This is a genomic window from Streptomyces griseus, from assembly GCF_001715295.1.
Classification (GTDB): Bacteria; Actinomycetota; Actinomycetes; order Streptomycetales; family Streptomycetaceae; genus Streptomyces; species Streptomyces griseus_G.
In genome coordinates, this window is record NZ_MDKB01000001.1 from 614043 (window position 1) to 633567 (window position 19525).

At 72.0% G+C, this 19525-nt stretch carries 18 protein-coding genes and 1 pseudogene; 14 read left to right on the plus strand and 5 right to left on the minus strand.

Annotated elements, in window-relative coordinates:
- Positions 1–63: 63 nt before the first annotated feature.
- Positions 64–795 carry a FadR/GntR family transcriptional regulator gene (locus tag BA175_RS02215; RefSeq protein WP_069169479.1) on the minus strand — a complete coding sequence of 244 codons (732 nt, stop codon included), beginning with the start codon at positions 793–795 and terminating at the stop codon, positions 64–66.
- A 170-nt stretch (positions 796–965) separates the two neighbouring features.
- Between BA175_RS02215 and BA175_RS02220 the strand changes: the two genes are divergently transcribed.
- The 5 genes from BA175_RS02220 (at position 966) to BA175_RS02240 (ending at position 7498) form a co-directional block, all read left to right on the plus strand.
- The gene (locus BA175_RS02220) at positions 966–2561 is read left to right on the plus strand and encodes an ABC transporter substrate-binding protein (protein WP_069169480.1); all 1596 of its coding nucleotides are present in this window, start codon (positions 966–968) and stop codon (positions 2559–2561) included.
- Positions 2562–2633: 72 nt separating this feature from the next.
- Positions 2634–3584 carry an ABC transporter permease gene (locus BA175_RS02225; protein WP_069169481.1) on the plus strand — a complete coding sequence of 317 codons (951 nt, stop codon included), beginning with the start codon at positions 2634–2636 and terminating at the stop codon, positions 3582–3584.
- 1 nt (position 3585) lies between these two features.
- Positions 3586–5562, plus strand: coding sequence for a dipeptide/oligopeptide/nickel ABC transporter permease/ATP-binding protein (locus BA175_RS02230; protein ID WP_069169482.1), 1977 nt, complete (start codon positions 3586–3588; stop codon positions 5560–5562).
- A complete protein-coding gene (locus BA175_RS02235) occupies positions 5559–6566 on the plus strand; it encodes an oligopeptide/dipeptide ABC transporter ATP-binding protein (protein WP_069169483.1) in 1008 nt (335 codons plus the stop codon). Before BA175_RS02230 ends, BA175_RS02235 begins: the two co-directional genes overlap by 4 nt.
- A complete protein-coding gene (locus BA175_RS02240; protein WP_069169484.1) occupies positions 6563–7498 on the plus strand; it encodes a dihydrodipicolinate synthase family protein in 936 nt (311 codons plus the stop codon). Before BA175_RS02235 ends, BA175_RS02240 begins: the two co-directional genes overlap by 4 nt.
- A 378-nt stretch (positions 7499–7876) precedes the next feature.
- On the opposite strand, the gene BA175_RS02245 is transcribed toward BA175_RS02240, so the two are convergent.
- Positions 7877–8608 (minus strand): chaplin, encoded by a 732-nt coding sequence (locus BA175_RS02245; protein WP_079159340.1) that lies wholly within the window; start codon positions 8606–8608, stop codon positions 7877–7879.
- A 267-nt stretch (positions 8609–8875) separates the two neighbouring features.
- Between BA175_RS02245 and BA175_RS02250 the strand changes: the two genes are divergently transcribed.
- The 6 genes from BA175_RS02250 to BA175_RS02275 all read left to right on the plus strand — a co-directional run bounded on the left by BA175_RS02250 (position 8876) and on the right by BA175_RS02275 (position 12128).
- Positions 8876–9277, plus strand: coding sequence for a rodlin (locus BA175_RS02250; protein ID WP_069169486.1), 402 nt, complete (start codon positions 8876–8878; stop codon positions 9275–9277).
- A 221-nt stretch (positions 9278–9498) separates the two neighbouring features.
- On the plus strand, positions 9499–9732 hold the full coding sequence (locus tag BA175_RS02255) for a chaplin (protein ID WP_069169487.1): 234 nt from the start codon (positions 9499–9501) through the stop codon (positions 9730–9732).
- Between the two features lie 594 nt (positions 9733–10326).
- Positions 10327–10614: a hypothetical protein gene (locus tag BA175_RS02260; protein ID WP_069169488.1), complete on the plus strand. Its 288-nt coding sequence runs from the start codon at positions 10327–10329 to the stop codon at positions 10612–10614.
- A gap of 184 nt (positions 10615–10798) precedes the next feature.
- Positions 10799–11209 (plus strand): rodlin, encoded by a 411-nt coding sequence (locus tag BA175_RS02265; protein WP_069169489.1) that lies wholly within the window; start codon positions 10799–10801, stop codon positions 11207–11209.
- 184 nt (positions 11210–11393) lie between these two features.
- Positions 11394–11588 (plus strand): hypothetical protein, encoded by a 195-nt coding sequence (locus tag BA175_RS02270; RefSeq protein ID WP_069169490.1) that lies wholly within the window; start codon positions 11394–11396, stop codon positions 11586–11588.
- Positions 11589–11720: 132 nt separating this feature from the next.
- Positions 11721–12128 (plus strand): rodlin, encoded by a 408-nt coding sequence (locus BA175_RS02275; protein ID WP_069169491.1) that lies wholly within the window; start codon positions 11721–11723, stop codon positions 12126–12128.
- A 150-nt stretch (positions 12129–12278) separates the two neighbouring features.
- On the opposite strand, the gene BA175_RS02280 is transcribed toward BA175_RS02275, so the two are convergent.
- On the minus strand, positions 12279–12779 hold the full coding sequence (locus tag BA175_RS02280) for a DUF5949 family protein (RefSeq protein ID WP_069170289.1): 501 nt from the start codon (positions 12777–12779) through the stop codon (positions 12279–12281).
- 319 nt (positions 12780–13098) lie between these two features.
- Between BA175_RS02280 and rsgA the strand changes: the two genes are divergently transcribed.
- Entirely contained in the window at positions 13099–14253 is a 1155-nt protein-coding gene (gene rsgA, locus BA175_RS02285) for a ribosome small subunit-dependent GTPase A (RefSeq protein ID WP_069169492.1), read from the plus strand.
- A gap of 66 nt (positions 14254–14319) precedes the next feature.
- Positions 14320–15663: pseudogene (locus BA175_RS02290) on the plus strand (DNA-3-methyladenine glycosylase 2 family protein); the annotation flags it as partial.
- A 48-nt stretch (positions 15664–15711) separates the two neighbouring features.
- Here the strand turns inward: BA175_RS02290 and BA175_RS02295 are convergent.
- Positions 15712–16194 (minus strand): DUF456 domain-containing protein, encoded by a 483-nt coding sequence (locus tag BA175_RS02295; RefSeq protein ID WP_079159341.1) that lies wholly within the window; start codon positions 16192–16194, stop codon positions 15712–15714.
- Between the two features lie 91 nt (positions 16195–16285).
- Positions 16286–17272 carry a helix-turn-helix domain-containing protein gene (locus tag BA175_RS02300; protein ID WP_069169494.1) on the minus strand — a complete coding sequence of 329 codons (987 nt, stop codon included), beginning with the start codon at positions 17270–17272 and terminating at the stop codon, positions 16286–16288.
- Between the two features lie 314 nt (positions 17273–17586).
- On the opposite strand from BA175_RS02300, the gene BA175_RS02305 reads away from it, so the two are divergent.
- Positions 17587–19413, plus strand: a complete 1827-nt coding sequence (locus tag BA175_RS02305) for a protein phosphatase 2C domain-containing protein (protein ID WP_069169495.1) — start codon at positions 17587–17589, stop codon at positions 19411–19413.
- Positions 19414–19525: the final 112 nt, after the last annotated feature.

Consider the following 19525-nt stretch of genomic DNA (forward strand, 5'->3'; position numbering starts at 1 on the left):
CGTGCGGCGCGTGCATGTGCCAGGCGCCGCCGGGCAGGCGGGACGTGCGAAACACGGCCTGGATCAGGCCGGGTTCGCCCCGCGCGCCCTCGCCTCGGAGATCCGCCGCCTGACCGGCGCGTAGTGCTCGCCGAGGGCCTTGAGGAACGCGGGCACGTCGCCCGCCCGGGCGGCGTCGACGATGTTCTGGTGAGCGGCGACCGTCGCCGTCTCGTCGGCGTGCGTGAAGCCGTCGAGGTGCGGGGCGACGATCGTGTAGACGTCCCAGAAGGCCATCGAGAGCTGGCCGATCAGGTCGTTGCCCAACGGGGCCACCAACAGCGCGTGGAAGGCCCGGTCCGCCGCGACGAAGCCGTGCCCGTCTCCCGAACCGGTGGTACGCATGGTCGCCACCAGGCCGTCCAGGGCGTCGAGCTGCTCGGTGCTGAGCAAGGAGATGATCCGGTCGGCCATGCCCCGCTCGAAGAGCTCGCGTACGTCGACGAGGTCCGCCATGACCTGGAAGTCGTCGTCCGGGGAGAGCAGGCCGCGGAAGGTGAGACTCTCCACCAGCGCGGACAGGCTCAGGCGGCCGACGTAGGTCCCGTGGCCGTGGCGCACCTCGACGATGTCGAGGGCGGCGAGAATCTTGACGGCCTCCCGGACGCTGGACCGGCTGGCGCCGAGCGCCTCGCACAGGGCCGGCTCCGTCGGGAGCGGGTCCCCGGGGCGCAGCCGCTCGTCGAGGATGTAGCGCTTGATGCCCTCGACGACTTCCTGCCGCAACAGGGTGCGACCGGGGCGCGTGCCGGACATATCTGAACTCCCCACCTCTTGACCCCTCTCGATTGACGGGCTACGTTCCCACGCTATCAAGGCATCAGACATCTGACGTCTGATGCTCGATGGTTCCCCGGGATCCGACAACCATCGAAAACAGCTGTTCCCCACCCCCCTGCCAGCCCTCAACGTCCCTTGGAGGACCCGTGCCCGAGCTGAGGCCAGCCGGCGTCGAGCGCCGTACGTTCCTGCGTTACACAGGCTTCATCGGTGCGGCCGCTGCCATCACGGCAAGCCTCTCCGCGTGCGGCGGCCCCACCTCGACCGCCGACGGCGAGACGGGCGGGAGCGACGGCAGCGGCACCATCGAGGCCGGCATGTCGTACCCCCTGTCCACCGGATTCGACCCGATGATCACGTCGGGAGCCACGCCCTACGCGGCCAACATGCACATCTTCGAAGGTCTGGTCGATCTCGACCCGGTCACGCTCGTGGCCCGCCCCACCCTCGCGACCGGGATGCCGAAGAAGATCAACGCCACCACCTACCGCGCCACCCTTCGCGACGGCGCGACCTTCCACGACGGCTCACCGGTCACCGCCGACGACGTCGTGTTCAGCTTCGAACGCATCCTCGACGAGAAGAACGCCTCGTTGATGGCGCAGTTCGTCCCCTTCATCGACACGGTCACGGCCGTCGACGCGAAGACGGTCGAGTTCAAGCTGAAGTACGCCTTCGCGCTCTTCCCGTCCCGCGTCGCGGTCGCCCGCATCGTGCCCAAGAAGATCGTCGAGGCGGACGTCAAGAAGTTCGACGCCGAGCCCGTCGGCTCCGGGCCGTACAGGTTCGTGTCGGCGACCCGTGAAGACAAGATCGTGTTCGAGAAGTACGACACGTACAACGGCCCGCACCCGGCCAAGGCCAAGAAGATGATCTGGCGCCTGATATCGGACCAGTCGGCCCGTGTCAGTGCCATGCAGTCCGGCCGCGTCCAGGCCATCGAGGACGTCCCCTACATCGACGTGGACGGGCTCTCCGCCCCCGCGAAGACCGAGGCCGTGCAGTCCTTCGGCCTGCTCTTCCTGATGTTCAACACCGCCGACGAGCGGTTCGCCGACAAGCGGGTCCGCCAGGCACTGCACTACGCGCTGGACACCGAGAAGATCATCAGGACCGCCATGGTCGGGAACGCCACCGCCGCCACGGGCTACGTCCCCCCCACCCATCCCGACTACCACAAGGCCGCAACGGTCTACACCCACGACGTGGCCGAGGCCAGGAAGCTGCTCGCCGAAGCGGGGCTGCGGGACCTGAAGTTCTCGGTGCTGACCACCGACACCGGCTGGGTCAAGGACATCGCCCCGCTCCTCAAGGAGAGCTGGGCCGCCGCCGGTGTCGACGCCACCCTGGACATCGCCCAGTCGCCGGCCCAGTGGGCCAAGGTCGACTCTGGCCGCTTCGAGGTCATGGTGGCCCCCGGCGACCCCTCGGTCTTCGGTAACGACGTGGACCTCCTGATGCGCTGGTTCTACTACGGCTTCTGGCCGGAGAAGCGCTACGGCTGGTCCACGACCGCCGCGTACAAGAAGGTCAAGCAGCTCCTCGACAAGGCCGCCCAGGCCGCCGACGAGGCGGTCCGCAAGCAGCTGTGGGCCCAGGTCACCGACCTCGTCGCCGACGAGGCCGCGCTCTATCCGATCCTCCACCGCAAGCTGCCCACCGCCTGGAACGAGAAGGCCCTGCCCGGCTTCCAGCCGCTGCCCACCACCGGCCTGTCCTTCCTGGACGTCGGCCGCGCCTGACGCCCACCGGTCCGGGCCGCCCGCCCCCGGCGGCCCGGACCAGCCGTCCGCCCACTCCCAAGGAACCCGACGATGGTTGCTTTTCTCCGGCTCGCGCTGCGCCGCGTCGCGATGATGCCGGTGATGATCCTCGGCATCGCGCTGCTCGTCTTCGTGGTGCTGCAGTTCTCGCCGGCCGATCCGGCCTACAACGCGCTCGGGGAGAGCGCCGGTCCCGAGGCCCGCGCGGCCTTCGCCGAGGCCAACGGGCTCGACGACCCACTGCCCGTGCGCTACTTCCACTTCCTCGGACAACTGCTCCACTTCGACCTCGGCACGACCGTCCCGCCCAGTCAGCCGGTGATCGACCGGATCACGGCGGCGTTTCCCCTCACACTGCAGCTGACCTTCCTCGGTCTGCTCGTCGCCGTCGTCCTCGCCGTCCTCGGTGGCGTCCTGGGCGCGGTGTACCGCGACCGCTGGCCCGACCAGCTCTTCCGGGTCCTCTCCATGGCCGGGGTCGCCGTCCCGTCCTTCTGGCTGGGCGTCCTGCTCATCCAGCAGTTCGCACTGAACACCCGCGTCTTCCCGACCGGCGGATACACCAACCCCGCCGACTCGGTCAGCGGCTGGCTCACCACCATGGCCCTGCCCGCCCTCTCGCTCGCCGTGCCCGTCGCCGCGTCGCTCGCGCGCCTCGTCCGCACCTCGATGGTGGCCGAACTCGACCGTGACTACGTCCGCACCGCCCGGGGCAACGGCCTGCCGGCCTTCCTGGTCGTCCGCTCGGTGCTGCGCAACGCGCTCGTCACCCCGCTGACCGTGCTCGGGGTCAAGGTCGGCTACCTGCTCAGCGGGGCCGTCGTCATCGAAGCGATCTTCGACCTGCCCGGCATGGGCAAACTCATCCTCGAAGGTGTCACCGGCGGCGACGTAGCCCTGGTCCAGGGCACCGTACTGACCATCGCCATCGCCTTCCTGGTGGTCAACGTCATCGTCGACCTGCTCTACCTGCTGGTCAACCCGCGCATCAGGACGGTGTGACATGTTCGCCACGGGCCGTCTGGCCACCAAGCTCTCCCGACCGGGCATCGCCTTCCGCGCCCTCCCGGTCACCTCCCGCGTCGCCCTCGGCGTCCTGGTCCTCGTCGTCCTCGGCGCCGTGTTCGCCCCCCTGCTCACCCAGGATCCGCTCACCACCGGCACTCCCGTGCAGGGCCCCAGCGGCGACCACTGGTTCGGCACCGACCGGGCGGGGCGCGACGTCTTCGCCCGAGTGGTGCACGGCTCGCGCTACTCGCTGATCATCGGCCTCGGCGCGACCGCCTGCGCCCTGGCCGCCGGAGCCGTCCTCGGCTCGCTCGCCGCCACCTCACGCAAGCTCGGCGACGAGTCCGTCATGCGCGCCCTTGACGTCGTCATGTCCTTCCCGCCGATCGCTCTCGCGGCCGTCCTCGTCGCCGTGTTCGGCACCAGCATCCCGGTGATCATCTTCACCGTTGCCTTCGTCTACACCCCCTCCCTCGCCCGCGTCGTACGCGCCAACGTGCTGGCGCAGTACGGCGAGGACTACGTGGCGGCCGAGAAGGTCATCGGTGCCCGGCGCGCCTACATCGTGCTCCGCCACGTCGCCGTCAACTGCATGGCCCCGGTCATGGTGTTCGCGACCGTCATGGTGGCCGAGGCCATCATCTTCGAGGCCAGCCTCTCCTTCATCGGAGCGGGGGTGCAGGACCCCGATCCCAGCTGGGGCAGCGTCCTCGCCTACGGCCGGCAGATCCTCCTGGCCGGCGGCTGGTGGGCCACCTTCTTCCCCGGCCTCGCGCTCCTCGTCACCGTCCTCGCGCTCAACATCCTCTCCGAAGGCCTCACCGACGCCTCCGCCGCGCCGAGGAGCCGCAGCGACGTCACGGGGGCCACCGGCACCCCCGCACCCGACCCGGTCGAGGCCGCCTCCACCGTCGACGTCGACGCCGCCCTCGCCCAGCTCGCCGGACACCTCGCCGCCACCGGGCCCACCCTCGCCCCGGTACGCGAGGACGCCGGTGAACTCCTCGTCGTACGCGACCTGGCGATCCGCTTCCCCGACCGCTACGGCGACATCCCCGTCGTCGACCGGCTGAACTTCACCGTCCGCGAGGGCGAAACACTCGGCCTGGTCGGCGAGTCCGGCTGCGGCAAGTCCATCACCAGCCTCGCCGTCATGGGTCTTCTGGCCCGCAACGCCGAGGTCGACGGCGAGATCCTCTACCGCGGCCGGAACCTGCTGAAGCTCCCGCCCAGGGAACGCCGCGCGCTGATGGGGCCCGAGATCGCGATGGTGTACCAGGACGCGCTCTCCTCCCTCAACCCCTCGGTGCTCGTCGGTAGCCAGCTCAGGCAGCTGACCTCGCGCGGCGGCACCAAGACCGCCGCCGAACTCCTCGAGCTCGTCGGGCTTTCGCCCGAGCGCACCCTGCGCAGCTACCCGCACGAACTCTCCGGCGGCCAGCGCCAGCGCGTCCTCATCGCGATGGCCCTGTCCCGCAGTCCCCGCCTGCTCATCGCCGACGAACCGACCACCGCCCTCGACGTCACCGTCCAGGCCCAGGTCGTCGAACTCCTCATCCGCCTCCGCGACGAGCTCGGCTTCGCGATGGTCCTGGTCTCGCACGACCTCGCCCTGGTCGGCGACCTCTCGCACCGGGTCGCCGTGATGTACGCGGGCCGGCTCGCCGAGGTGGGCGACACCCGCTCCGTCCTCACCGGCCCCGCCCACCACTACAGTCGCGGGCTCCTCGGCTCCGTCGTCTCCCTGGAGGCCGGCGCCGACCGTCTCCACCAGATACGCGGAGTCGTCCCCGCGCCCCAGGGCTTCGGCGCGGGATGCCGCTTCGCCGGCCGCTGCGGTGCCGCGACCGACCTCTGCCGCACCACGACCCCCGTACTCACCGGACGCGGCACCGCGAAGGACCACGGCTTCGCCTGTCACCACCCGGCCGGCACCGCCACCGTGAACAAGCTGGAAGGGAGCGCCCTGTGATCAGGCTCGACGGCGTTCACGTACGTCACAAGGCACGTAGCGGAGGCCTCTTCGGCCGCGACGCCGTCCACGCGCTGACCGACGTCACGCTGGAGGTGAAGCGCGGCGAGATCGTGGGCCTGGTCGGCGAGTCCGGCTGCGGCAAGTCCACCCTCGCCAGGGTCCTCACCGGACTGCAGAAACCCACCGAGGGCGAGGTCCTCTTCCACGGACGCGACCTCTGGAAGATGCCGGCCGCGGAGCGGCGCAACGACTTCGGATCGGCCGTCGGCGTCGTCTTCCAGGACCCCGCCACGGCCCTCAACCCGCGCCTCACGGTCCGGCAGATCCTGCTCGACCCGCTGGACGTGCACCGGCGCGGCACCCGCGAGGCGCGCGAGGCCCGTGTCGAGGAGCTGCTCGACCTGGTCGGACTGCCCGGCCACACCCTCGCGGCCCTTCCCGGGCAGCTCTCCGGCGGCCAGCGGCAGCGTGTCGCCATCGCCCGGGCCCTGGCCCTCGAACCGGAGCTCGTCGTCGCCGACGAACCGACCTCGGCGCTCGACGTCTCCGTACGCGCGCAGGTGCTCAACCTCCTCGTCGACCTGCGCGCACGCCTCGGCCTCGGCATGGTGTTCATCTCGCACGACATCCAGACCGTGCGCTATCTCGCCGACCGGATCGCCGTGCTCTACCTCGGCCGCATCGTGGAGGAGGGCCGAGCGCCCGACGTGGCGGGGACCCCCAGCCACCCGTACACCGAGGCGCTGCTCTCCGCGACGCCCAGCCTGCTGGAGGCCACGGAACGCATCGTCCTCACCGGCCCGGTGCCCTCCGCCACCCATCCGCCGGCCGGCTGCCCCTTCAGCACCCGCTGCTGGAAGGCCGACGCCGCATGCTCCACGGTCTTCCCCGCGGAGTCCTCCGGATCCGGCGGGCACCGCTGGCACTGCGTCCACCCCCAGACCTCCGCGTCCCCCGCCGGGGACCGGACCCCCGTACCGCCCGCAAGGAGCACCGCATGACCGCCGCCCCCAGCACCTACTCCGGAGTGATCCCGCCCGTCGTCACCCCGCTCACCGAGGACGGCGAGCTCGACCGGGTCTCCCTGGAGAGGGTCGTCGGCCACCTCCTCGACGGTGGTGTCAGCGGCCTCTTCGCCCTCGGCAGCTCCGGGGAGACCGCCTACCTGACGCCACGTCAGCAAGACGAGGTCATCAAGGTGATCACCACGGCGTCGGCGGGCCAGGTGCCGGTACTCGTCGGCGCCATCGAGACCACCACCAACCGGGCCGTCGAGCGGGCCCGTGCCGCGGCCGCCCTGGGGGCCGACGCGGTCGTGGCCACCGCACCCTTCTACACGCGCACGCACGCCACCGAGATCGACCGCCACTTCCGGGACATCGCCGGGGCCGTGGACCTGCCGCTCCTCGCGTACGACGTGCCGGTCTGCGTGCACAGCAAGCTGGACCCGGAGCTCCTGCTGCCACTCGCGGCGGAAGGAGTGCTCGCGGGGGTGAAGGACTCCAGCGGGGACGACGGGTCCTTCCGCCGGCTGGCCCTCGGCGCGCGTGATCTGCCGGGGTTCTCCGTCCTGACCGGCCACGAGCTGGTGGTCGACGCGATGATGTTGGGCGGCGCCGACGGTTCCGTACCCGGCCTGGGCAACGTGGACCCGCACGGCTACGTGCGGCTGCACGAGGCCGCCGTACGTGGGGACTGGGCCGACGCCCAGGTCGAACAGGACCGGCTCGTCGCACTGTTCGACATCGTCACGGCCGCCGTACCCGGCACCGCCTCGGCGACGGCGGCAGGGCTGGGTGCGTTCAAGACCGCGTTGATGCTGCTCGGCGTCATCGCGACCAACGTGGTGAGTCCGCCGATGCGCCGGCTGGACGCCGCGGAGACGACCGTGATCGCCGCCCATCTGGACCGGGCGGGTCTGACCCGCGTCTGAGTCCGCTTCCCCGCGAACGAGGAGGGGCCGCCCGCAGCGGGCGGCCCCTCCTGCGTGCCGTGCCGAAGGCCGGTCTGTCCGGCGACGGGCGGCACGCACGCCCGCCGAGCCGGCGACACCGCGCCGGTACACCCGGCATCGGCGCGACCCGTGGTGCGGTCACACGTCTGGACCCCGGGGCCGCCCCCGGCACGGACGGCGCTACGTTCGAACTGAGGGGTGTCCCGCAAGTGCCGGGGGATCAGCGCGCGGCGTCGGACGCGGAGCTTCTCGAGACGGAGGGACGCCCCCGTACCGGAGGTAGGGGGGCGTCCCGACAACGCGGCGAGGCGTCGTGGCCGACGCCGCGCGCCCGCCGTGAATCGGGGGACGGAGATTTCAGTCGCGCGAAGCGCGGGTGCGGCGCATCAGGACCGCTCCGCCGAGAAGCAGAGCGGCGCTCGCTCCGGCGGCCATGCCCATGCCGCCCGCACCGGTCTGGGCGAGCTGGGTGTCGGGGGAGTTCGGGCCGGGGTGACCGGCCGGCGGCTGGGCGGCCGGCGGCTCGTCCACCGGAGGCTTCGACGTCGGCGGCTCGTCCACGGGCGGCTTCGAGGTGGGCGGCTCGTCAACGGGCGGCTTGGAAGTCGGCGGCTCGTCCACCGGGGGCTCGACCGGCGGGTGCTCGTGCCCATGGCCGCTCTCGTTGACGCAGTCGTTGCCGAACACGGGGTTCAGCAGGCCCACGACATCGACGCTGTTGCCGCAGGCGTTGACCGGGACCTCGACCGGTACCTGGGCCAGGTTGCCCGACAGCACCCCCGGCGAGCCGGTGGCCGCGCCCTCGGCGCTCGCACCGGACCCCGCGTCGTCGTGGTCCTTGCCGGAGTCCACGTTCGCGCAGGTGTTGCCGAAGGCAGGGTTCAGCAGAGCGATCACGTCGACGGTGTTGCCGCAGAGGTTGACCGGGACGTGCACCGGCACCTGGAGGGCGTTGCCCGAGCCGACGCCGGGTGACCCCGCGGCGACTCCCTCGGCCGAGGCGTCGGCGTGTGCGTAACCCCCGGCGGCGGTCAGGATGCCCGACGCCGCCGCCATGACGATCATGCTTTTATTCAGAACCTGTCGCATTACATGCCCTTCTCCGGGAAATTCGCGTGGGCGGTGACACCGATAGGGAGTCATTCCAGCTACGCGGACGACTGCCTAACGACCCCGACGTCACGGAGGAAACTCGGAGAACCGTGGAAATCTTGTAACCACTCGAAAGGGTTGCGCACGGGTGTTCGTTTTCCGGCGGGATTCCTGGCATTCGGGTGAACGGGCGGAACCATTCGCCGGCCGGCGAGTTGATCAGGACGCTCCGCCGCGGGGCAATCGGTACGAGAAGGGTTAATCGTGATCAAGAAGGTTCTGGCTACGGGTGCCGTCGCCGCCTCCATCCTGGGTCTCACGGCAACGAGTGCCATGGCCATCGGCGACGACATGGGCACCACGGTGGTCAACGGCAACGGTGCCGAGTCGGAGTTCGGCAACTCCGAGACCGAAGGCGACATGAGCCCGCAGCTCAGCCTCGTCCAGGGCTCGCTGAACAAGCCCTGTGTCGGTCTGCCGCTCAAGGCCAACGTCGGTTCGCTCGTCGGACTTGTGCCGATCACGGTCCAGGACATCAACGTCCTGTCGAACCCGCAGAACCAGCAGTGCACCGACAACTCCACCCAGGCCAAGGGCGACGAGCCGCTGTCGCACATCCTGTCCGACATCCCGGTGCTCTCGGGCAACGGTGCGGGCAACGGCTGATCCAGCCGCAACGACCGGCCCGGGCCGCCGACATTCCTCCATCGTGCGGCCCGGGTCTGCGTCATTCGGGCGGTTTCCCGGGAAACGGCTTCCATAGAGTTTCGCCGCCGCCCGCCGATCGTTACGCATGACAGCTCCGGAGCCACGGGTGCGTGCACCACGGCACCCGTGCGGCACGAAAGCCGTGACCGCTCAAGGCTCCGCTGCAGAAAGGGACGAAAGTGAAGTACACCAAGGTTGCCGCCGTCGCCGCCGGAACCCTCATGGCGCTGGGTGCCGCTGCTCCGGCCATGGCCGACGCCGGCGCCGGCGCCGCTGCCGTCGGTTCCCCGGGCGTCCTGTCCGGCAACGTCGTGCAGGTTCCGATCCACATCCCGGTCAACGTCTGCGGCAACACCGTGAACGTCATCGGCCTGCTGAACCCGGCCTTCGGCAACGTCTGCGTCAACAGCTGATCCGCTGACGCCGAACTGATCGCCCATCACCGGAAGGCTCCGGACCGCATCCCGCGGTCCGGAGCCTTCCCGTCGTGTGCGGCCCCGCGCGCGGTACGGACGCCAGAAGGGCCGGCGGGGTGGGCCCGCTCAAGGGCTGACCCGCGAACCTGCGGGTGCGCCGCATCCCCACGGGGTGCCCGCACGTCACGGCGGGCGCGCGACGACAGCCACGTCACCTCGCGGCGTTGTCGGAACGTCCCCCTCCATCCGGTATGCGGACGTCACTCCGCCGTGCGACGCCCCGCATCCGACCCCGCGCGCCGATCCACCGGGAATCGCGGGACAACCCTCGGCCGTGCGCTGAACCACCGGAACGTGCGGGAGGGCCGGCTGAGCCCCCGGGAACCCCGGAGCGAGGGCCGGTGGAAGTGCGGAGGCGGAGCGCCGAGGAACCCGACGGAGAACTCCGCGGAAAAAAGCCGCCCTGTGCAGTTGCCGGTTCGCGCACGGCTCGTTAGGCCTGGTGGAAGCGGTGGAAGCCACAGGCGAAGAAAGCCTGTGCGGCGCGGGAACGCGACCGAAACCCACGCCGCTGCAGAAGGGAATTCGAAAGTGAAGTACGCGAAGACCGCCGCGTTCGTTGCCGGTTCCGTGGTCGCTCTCGGAACGGCTGCGCCCGCCTTCGCTGCTCCTGCCACGTCTCCCACGCTCAGCCTCACCACCGGTGTGAACCACCTCATGGCCAGCACTCCGCAGATCATCGACCCCGTGGTCGACACGGTCGGTAGTGCGACCAAGAAGGTTCACGAGGACGGCACGGTGAGCAAACTGGCGGGCGAGGCGACCGGTGTGGCGGCCGAGGCCGCCCCTCTGATCGGCGGCCTGCCGGTCGGCGGCTGATCCGCCGCACCGCAGAAGTCTTCTCCATTCAGCGCATTTTCTCCGGTGCCCGGTCCGGCGCATTCCATGGCCGGCCGGAGACATACGCACCGTTCGAGTGAATTGGCACAACCGGGCCCGTCGGCAGGAGTTGTTCAGAAGGCTCCGGACAGGCGGGCAACAGAAAACCCAGAAGGGCGATTTGATGATCAAGAAGGTTCTGGCGTCGGCTGCGGTCGCAGCCTCCGTCGCGGGTATCTCGGCTGCCGCGGCTCCCGCTGCCATGGCGACCGGCAACGACCAAGGCACCACCGCGGTCAACGGCAACGGCGCCGTCCAGTACTACGGCAACAGCAGCACCACGGGTGACATGAGCCCCCAGATCGGCCTGATCCAGGGATCGTTCAACAAGCCGTGCATCGCCCTGCCGGCGAAGGCCAACATCGGTTCGCTCCTCGGCCTCGTGCCGATCTCGGTCCAGGACATCAACGTCCTGTCCTCCCCGCAGAACCAGCAGTGCACGGAGAACTCCACCCAGGCGAAGGGTGACGAGGCGCTGTCGCACATCCTCAACGACATCCCGCTCCTGTCGGCGAACGGCGCGGGCAACCGCTGACCTCGCGCGGAGTGACGGGGCCGGTCCGCCGGTGCGGTGACCGCTCTCCTGGGGAGCGGCAGCCGGGGCGGACCGGCCCCTTTCCGTGTCTCCGGTGCCGGTCGGGTAGCCCGATAGTGCGGATATTGGTCCGGTTGCCGCACGGCCGGCCGGTTTGTCCACGCCGGTCGGGTAAAGCCCCCTCATGGACCAGTACGACAGTCAGTTCCGCAGGAACCCCGACGCGGTGCCCGAACGTTCCACCCCGATCTACGACCGGCTGCTCGCCGAATGGCGCGTGGCGGGCCGGGAGGTCGGGCGGAAGACGTCCCGGGCGCCGGGCGCGGAGCGGCTCCGTGTCTTCGTACCGGCGGCCCGCACGCCGGACGGCGGGCGCTGAGCCAGGCTCCTGGCGGCGGCGCGTCGACCTCGCGCCGCATCGAACCCGTTCGAGTGGTGTAGCGGAACTCCATCGTCCGCTTTCGGTTATCAGTACGTCCCACAACGGGATCACGAGGAAAGGTGAAGCGTGATGAAGAAGATCCTGGCGGGTGCGGCCGCGGCCGTCTCCCTGATCGGTGTCTCCGCCGCTGCGGCCCCCGCGGCCATGGCCATCGGCAACGACCACGGGACGACCGTGGTGAACGGCAACGGCGCCGAGTCCGAGTTCGGCAACTCCGAGACCGAGGGTGACCAGAGCCCGCAGCTCAGCCTCGTCCAGGGCTCGCTGAACAAGCTCTGCCTCGGCATCCCGGCGAAGGCCAACATCGGTTCGCTCGTCGGTGTCGTGCCGATCACGGTCCAGGACGTCAACGTCCTGTCGAACCCGCAGAACCAGCAGTGTGCCGACAACTCCACCCAGGCCAAGGGTGACGAGCCGCTGTCGCACATCCTGTCCGACATCCCGGTGCTCTCCGGCAACGGTGTCGCCAACCACTGACGTCACGGCCCGGTGCGTACGGCCACGGGCCGTGCGCACCGCCTCGTGAGGCAGCGTGTGACGACGATGCCCACCACTCCACGGGGGGTGGTGGGCATCGTCGTGTCCGAGGGAGGGGCAGGGCGTCGGAGTGCGTGCGGGGTGCTGAGGTCAGCCCAGGCTGCGGACGGGCAGGAGGCAGTGGGCCGACGTCGCGACCACCTCCGGGTCGCACACGAAGGACCGCAGCAGTTCCTCGCTCACCGGACGGCCGGGGACGGCCTCGGGCCACGGGCGTGTGGCGAACATCCCGTGCACCGTGCCCTCGGCCCGGGCGGCCGCCAGCCACTCCGGCGGCACGGTGTACTGCGCCTTGAAGTGAGGGAGCGTCAGAACCGCCTGCCCGGCCTGGACGAGGAGCTTCACGGGCAGGTTCGGCAGCTCCGCGGCGTCCAGGGTCTCACCCCCCACCTGGAGTCCGCTGCGTTCGAGAGCCGTGCGCATGGCCCGCTCGCCGGCCTCCGCCCCGTCCTGCCCGTCGCCGAGCGAGTAGGTGAGGAGGAAGGCGACGTCCCGCTGTCCGGCGGGGTGCCCGCCGCTCCAGCCGAGCAGGATCTGCGTACCCAACTGGGCGTGTGTGAAGGTGCCGGTGGAGGTCTGGGATGAGGTCATGTCCGGCACCATAACGGCCGCGGACCGGTCGTTGTGCATGCCTATCACCTGATCGAGGGATATCAGGGGCGAAGTCCGGTGTACGGCCCGGAGCGCGGGTGGTGCACGGTAATTCCGTTGACGCCCCCGGGTGACCGCGGGCTAGGGTGGGGCCAGTTCGAGGAATACGGAGGTGAGGACATTGATGACTGTCGTTGCGATGGGCGCTGCCCACAACCAGAAGAGCATCGTTCTCACCCCCGTGGCCGCCGGCTGACCTGACTTTTTCTCTCCGCGCCTGGACGCGCGGTGCCGGGGCCACCCTTGTGAAGGGTTTCCCTTGTCTTTCCCCATTCTTCCGGTTTCCTCCTCGCACCCGCTGGCTCCGTACGGCTGGGACGACGACTGGGCCGCCGCCTTCGCGCCGCACGCCGAGCGGGGACTTCTGCCCGGCCGCGTGGTGCGGGTGGACCGCGGGCAGTGCGACGTGGTCACCCCGGACGGCACCCTCAGGGCCGACACCGCGTTCGTGGTGCCCCGTGACCCGATGCGGATCGTCTGCACCGGTGACTGGGTGGCCGTCGACCCCGGCGGCGACCCGCGGTTCGTCCGTACGCTCCTCCCGCGCCGCACCGCCTTCGTGCGCTCGACGTCCTCGCAGCGCTCCGAGGGCCAGGTGCTCGCCACCAACATCGACCACATCGTCATCTGCGTCTCGCTCGCCGTCGAGCTGGACCTCGGGCGGCTGGAACGCTTCCTCGCGCTGGCCATGTCGAGCACCGAGGGAGCCGCGCTGCTCGGAGACGGAACGGGGGCCGGGGAGTACGAGGCGCAGCCGCTCGTGCTGCTCACCAAGGCCGATCTCGTCCCGGACACCACCACCCTGGCCCACCTGGTGGAGGACGTCGAGCGCATCGCTCCCGGAGTACAGGTGCTGCCCGTCAGCTCGGCCACGGGGGAGGGCGTCGACGTGTTCGGCGCCATCGTCGGCGGCGGTACGAGCGTGCTGCTCGGGATCTCCGGCGCCGGCAAGTCGACCCTCGCCAACACCCTGCTCGGCACCGACGTCATGGACGTGCGGGCCACGCGGGACGCGGACGGCAAGGGCCGTCACACCACCACGACGCGCAACCTCCTCGTGCTGCCGGGCGGCGGCGTGCTGATCGACACCCCCGGGCTGCGCGGAGTCGGCCTCTTCGACGCGGAGAGCGGCGTCGGCCAGGTCTTCTCCGAGATCGAGAACCTGGCCGGGCGGTGCCGTTTCCACGACTGCGGCCACGAGACCGAACCGGGCTGCGCCGTGCTCGGTGCGATCGAGGACGGCACGCTCTCCGAACGGCGTCTGGACAGCTACCGCAAGCTGCTCAGGGAGAACCACCGCATCGCGGCCAAGACCGATGCCCGGCTCCGGCAGGAGACCCTGCGCGAGTGGAAGCGCCGGAGTGCGGTCGGACGCGAGGCCATGGCGCTCAAGCGGGGCGGCCGTACCCGGTAGCGCGACCCCGGCACGACGTCCGAAAACCGCGCGTGCGCACCTCGGCGGGGACGCACACTGGACGGTGTGACGGATGACGAGACCAGGTACGAGGCGGTGAGCAGCCGTGACGCGCGCTTCGACGGAGAGTTCTTCTTCGCCGTCGCCACCACCGGCATCTACTGTCGGCCGAGCTGCCCCGCCGTCACCCCCAAACGGAAGAACGTGCGCTTCTTCCCGACCGCCGCCGCCGCGCAGGGCCACGGCTTCCGGGCGTGCAGACGCTGCCGCCCGGACGCCGTGCCCGGCTCCGCCGAGTGGAACGTCCGGGCCGATGTCGTCGGCCGCGCGGTGCGGATGATCGGCGACGGTGTGGTGGACCGCGAAGGGGTCCCGGGGCTCGCGGGCCGCCTCGGGTACAGCGCCCGCCAGGTCCAGCGCCAGCTCACCGCCGAACTCGGCGCGGGGCCGGTCGCCCTCGCCCGTGCGCAACGCGCTCACACCGCCCGGGTCCTGCTCCAGACCACCGGCCTCCCGGTCACCGAGATCGCCTTCGCCTCCGGGTTCGCCAGCGTCCGCCAGTTCAACGCCACGATCCGGCAGATCTACGCCCGTACCCCCAGCGGCCTGCGCGCCGAGGCGGGCACGGGCCTGGGAGCGGGGGTGCGCGAAGGGCGCCGTGCCGGCATCCCGCTGCGGCTCGCCCATCGCGGTCCGTACGCAGCCCGCGAGGTCTTCGACCTGCTGGGGTCAGAGGCGGTGCCCCACGTGGAGGAGATCAGCGGCGCCCCCGGGGCGCGCACCTACCGGCGCACCCTGCGGCTGCCGTACGGCTCCGGCATCGTGGCCGTCGACGAGGCGTCCGCGGGGCCGTGGCTGGAGGCCCGGATCGAGCTCACGGACCTCCGCGACCTGACGACCGCCGTGCAGCGGCTGCGCCGCATGCTGGACCTGGACGCCGATCCGTACGCCGTGGACGAGGCACTGGGCGCCGACCCGCGCCTGGCGCCGTTGGTCGCCGCGCGCCCCGGACTGCGGTCGCCCGGTGCCGCGGACCCGGAGGAGTCCGCCGTACGGGCGCTGGTCGGCGCCCGGGCCGCGGCGGAACTGGTCGAGCGGTACGGCAAGGTCCTGGACGTCCCGTGCGGCGGTCTCACGCGCGTGTTCCCGGAGCCGGGTGTGCTGGCCGCCGCGGCCGACGACCCGGTGCTGCGGACCCTGGCGGGCGCCCTGGCGGACGGATCGGTGCGGCTGGACGCCGGGGCCGACCGGGACGACGCCGAGCGGGCGCTGCTGCGGCTGCCCGGGATCGCACCGGCGACGGCCGCGCTGATCCGGATGCGGGCGCTGGGAGATCCCGATGTCGATCCGTACGGTACGCCGGGGGCGGATGCCTGGCGGCCGTGGCGTTCGTACGCCGTACGCCATCTGGCGCTCGTCCGGGACGGGCGCCCGGTGGACCGGCCGGGGGGCGGGGGCTCAGGCCCAGACCAGCGTGCCCAGCCAGGCTCCGACAGCCAGCAGACAGCACAGGAGCTCCAGGAGGACCGAGTAACCCGTGGCCCGCATGACCGACGTGAGCGAGGCCCGGCCCGCCCCTCGACTGCCCAGCCGCAACCGCTCGGCGCCGTAGACCGCACCCACGTACCCCAGGACGCCGCCCACCACGGGGACGACGAAGAACCCGGCGATCGCGGCGACGCCGCCGAGCATCAGCGTCTTGCGCGGGGCCCCGGCCTCCCCGGGGCGGCGTGACGGCAGCAGGGCCTGCACCGCCTGGTTCAGCAGGAACAGGCCTGTGGTGCCGATCAGCACGCCCCAGGCGAGCGTCGACGTGTCGGTCAGGGCCCACCACACCACCGCCGCCCAGACGATCGCCTGCCCGGGCACGCCCGGCACCAGCACACCGACCAGCCCGAGCAGCATCACCGCGCCGACGGCAACGAGCTGCCACCCACTCATCCGACCAGCCTGCCCGAGTCGGCCCGGTCCCGCCCGTCAGCGCGGGGGCTCGGAGGGCGGAACCCCGGACACCGGTGCGGCGCCCTGACGGTCAGCGCGGAGCGCGGGCCACCCAGCCGCGCTCGTACGCGTGCCAGCCCAGTTGGAGCCGGGTGGAGACCCCGGTGAGCTCCATGAGCCCCTTGACCCGCCGCTGGACGGTCCGCAGACCGAGATCCAGCTGCTTGGCCACACTCGCGTCCGTCAGCCCGGCCAGCAGCAAGGAGAGAATCCCCAGATCGGTCGCATCCGGGACCGGCCCGGTGCTCTCGTCGATGCCGCCCTCGCCGAGCCGCAACGGCATCGCGTCGCGCCACACCGCCTCGAAGAGGCCCGTCAGCGACTCCAGCAGGCCGCTGCCGTGCACCACCAGGGCGGCGGGCTCGGCGCCCCGACCCGTCAGCGGCACCATGGCCAGTGCCGCGTCGGCGACGACCAGTTTGGTCGGTACCCGGTCGACGACCCGGCACTGCTCGTCCCGGCTCAGCGCGGCCGAGAGTTCGACGATTCCGGAAGGGAGCGAGAGTACGTCACGCTCGACCACCACACGGTAGGCGACCCCGCGCAGGGCAGCCCGCTCCTCGGACCCGTTCTCCATACCGGAGACCGCGATCGGCTTGCCCGTGACGAGCGCGCAGACTTCCGTGGTGGCGCCCAACTGGAGCTGGTGGAACCGGTGGGCGACGGCGTCGGCGCCGGTCACCACCTCCACCAGGTCGTGCACCGCGGGTTCGGCCGCCTCCGCCCGGTACTCCTCCGCGAGCAGGGCCGATGCCAGTTCGGCCTGCTCCAGTTCGTGCCGCTGCTGGATCAGCAGCGCACCCAGTGCGACCCCGGGCGGCGCGGCCACCCAGCGGCCCGCGCGGGAGGAGGACTGGGCCACGAGCCCCTGCTGTTCCAGCCGGCGCAGCACCCGCTCCGTGTCGGCCTCCGGCAGCGAGAGCCGGCGCGCCAGATCGGGGAGTTCGGCGGCGCCCGCGGCGACGAGCGCCCGGTAGGCCGCTTCCTGTCTCCTGTCGAGACCTATCGCTGCCAGCATCCTCGGACCCTCCCCGCGGTGGTGATCGCGCATCCCTGCGCCCGTCGGGCAGGCCGTGGCCTGGCGGAAACCAGCCACGGCGCAAACCCGCCGGACACATCATCCCCCGGGGCGCCGGTCACTCTGTCAAGGTGGCGTCACCGCAGGGTCGGTGAAGCGTACCCACACCCTCCGCCGACCACCCGGACCGGTCCGCCGGGCGTCCTTCCCGTGGGGGGTGGGGCCGCCCGGCGGGCCTCTTCCCCGGTACGCGTTTCCGGGGCTCTTTCCGGATGCCCCGGTTTGGGGCGGGCCCCACGGTCGACACTAAGGGCATGAGTCAGCAGGGGGAGAAGCCCGCCGCCCACGAGGACGACTGGTGGCGCAGGCTGTACGACGGGACCGCGCCCGACACGGGTCCGGGCAGCGCGGCGGACAGCGTCGACGACCGCTTCGACTCGGCGTCGGACGCCGTGGGCCGGGCGTCGGACGCGGTGGAGCCGGCCGAGGGTGCGGTGGGCCGGGTGTCGGACGCGGTGGAGCCGGCCGAGGGTGCGGTGGGCCGGGTGTCGGACGCGGTGGAGCCGGCCGAGGGTGCCGTGGGCCGGGCGCGGGATGCCGGGAGCCCGGCGGCGGAGCACCCGGTCGCGGCGACGCCGGTTCCCGACCCCCGCGCGCCGGAGGCGGTGCGTCGACCGCCCCACGGCGCTCCGGACGCCCCGGCCGCGCCCGAGCCGTCCCCCGTGTCACCCGGACCACCCGCCCCCGCTCCGGAGCCGACCGTCGGGCTGCCCGCCCTCCCGCCGCAACCCGCGCCCCCGAAGCCGCCGCAACCCGTGCCCCCGCGCCCGCCGGAGCCCCCTGAGCCGCCGCGCGCCGTCCCTGAGCCGCCGCCCGTCGCCCCGGAGCCGTCCGTGTCGTCCGCGTCGCGGGGCTCTTCCGAGGACCCCCCGCAGCCGTCCTCCGGGCACACCCCGGAGCCGCCGCGCGCTGCCCACGGACCGCAGCCGCCCGCAGCGGCGCCGGACACCCGGGAACCGCCGTCCGGGCCGCCCTCCGCGTCCTCCGCCCGCCCCATGCCGGTGAGCGCCCCGTGGGAGCCCCCCTCCGGGTCCCCGCGGCGGCGCACCTTCGCCGTACCGCTGAAGCCGGCCCGGCCCCCGGCCGGGCCGCCCTCGCGCACCGACGGCACCCCGGAGCCGTCGCGCCCGGTCGTCGGCCACATCGGGGACCGGCCGCCCCCCTACGACCCCGAGCCGACCGCCCTGCCCGCTTCCGAAGCCGAGGACCTCGACGGCCTAGTCCCCGACACGGTGCTCGACGGTGCCCGGTACGGGACGTGCTCCCTGCGGGCCGCGTCCGTGCGCGGCGACTCCGCGCGCTTCCGCGGCGAGCCACGCCGCGACGCCCTGCTCACGGCGCGGTTCGGGACCGGGGACAGCGCGTTGCTTCTGATCGCCGTGGCCTCGGGTGCCCGCGCCGCCGTCCACGCGCACCTCGCCGCCGCCGATGCCTGCCGCTGGATCGCAGGCGCCGTCGCCCGCAGCCACGCCAGGCTGTGTGACGACATAAGGGCGGGGCGCAGAGGTGACCTCACGTCCGGTCTGCACCGCCTCACCGACCGCACCTACGGCAGGCTCCGCGCCCGCGCCGCCGAGCTGGGCCTGGAACCGAATGCTTACACCTCCGGGCTGCGCTGTCTGCTCCTGCCCGCCGATCCGGAGTGCCGTACCCGCGTCTTCTTCGGCGTCGGCGCGGGCGGGCTGTTCCGGCTGCGGGACGGTGCCTGGCAGGACCTCGACCCCCTGGTGCCGGAGGACTCCGGTCCCGCCGCACGGCACGAGGCGGGCTCCGCCGGGGACCCGCTGACCACGGACCTGCAGACCACCACGCCCCCGTCGCCGTATGCCGGCGGACCGCCGCCCCCGCCCGCCGAGTCCTTCCGCTTCCGTGCCTCCGTCGCCCGACCGGGGGACACCCTGCTGCTCTGCGGCGACGGAATGGCCGCCCCCCTGCGCGGCCGGCCGGCCCTCGCCGACGAGCTCGCCCGCCGCTGGGCGGCCGGCGGACCGCCGGGCCTGGCCGCCTACCTGGCCGACACCCAGCTCCGGGCCGAGGGATACGCCGACGACCGCACGAGCGCCGCAGTCTGGGAGGCGTGAGCGCGCACACCATGGGTTGATGGACTCCGGAGTCCGTCCGCCGGCCGGTGTTTCGGAGCCCGGAGCCGGGACAGCCGCATGTGCACGGAGCACAGGCAGGAAGGGTGCGCAC

Coding starts and splice junctions, on each gene's coding strand:
- BA175_RS02215 (WP_069169479.1), bottom strand. CDS start 795: ATGTCCGGCACGCGCCCCGGTCGCACCCTGTTGCGGCAGGAAGTCGTC.
- BA175_RS02225 (WP_069169481.1), top strand. CDS start 2,634: ATGGTTGCTTTTCTCCGGCTCGCGCTGCGCCGCGTCGCGATGATGCCG.
- BA175_RS02230 (WP_069169482.1), top strand. CDS start 3,586: ATGTTCGCCACGGGCCGTCTGGCCACCAAGCTCTCCCGACCGGGCATC.
- BA175_RS02240 (WP_069169484.1), top strand. CDS start 6,563: ATGACCGCCGCCCCCAGCACCTACTCCGGAGTGATCCCGCCCGTCGTC.
- BA175_RS02245 (WP_079159340.1), bottom strand. CDS start 8,608: ATGCGACAGGTTCTGAATAAAAGCATGATCGTCATGGCGGCGGCGTCG.
- BA175_RS02265 (WP_069169489.1), top strand. CDS start 10,799: ATGATCAAGAAGGTTCTGGCGTCGGCTGCGGTCGCAGCCTCCGTCGCG.
- BA175_RS02270 (WP_069169490.1), top strand. CDS start 11,394: ATGGACCAGTACGACAGTCAGTTCCGCAGGAACCCCGACGCGGTGCCC.
- BA175_RS02275 (WP_069169491.1), top strand. CDS start 11,721: ATGAAGAAGATCCTGGCGGGTGCGGCCGCGGCCGTCTCCCTGATCGGT.
- BA175_RS02280 (WP_069170289.1), bottom strand. CDS start 12,779: ATGACCTCATCCCAGACCTCCACCGGCACCTTCACACACGCCCAGTTG.
- BA175_RS02295 (WP_079159341.1), bottom strand. CDS start 16,194: ATGAGTGGGTGGCAGCTCGTTGCCGTCGGCGCGGTGATGCTGCTCGGG.
- BA175_RS02300 (WP_069169494.1), bottom strand. CDS start 17,272: ATGCTGGCAGCGATAGGTCTCGACAGGAGACAGGAAGCGGCCTACCGG.
- BA175_RS02305 (WP_069169495.1), top strand. CDS start 17,587: ATGAGTCAGCAGGGGGAGAAGCCCGCCGCCCACGAGGACGACTGGTGG.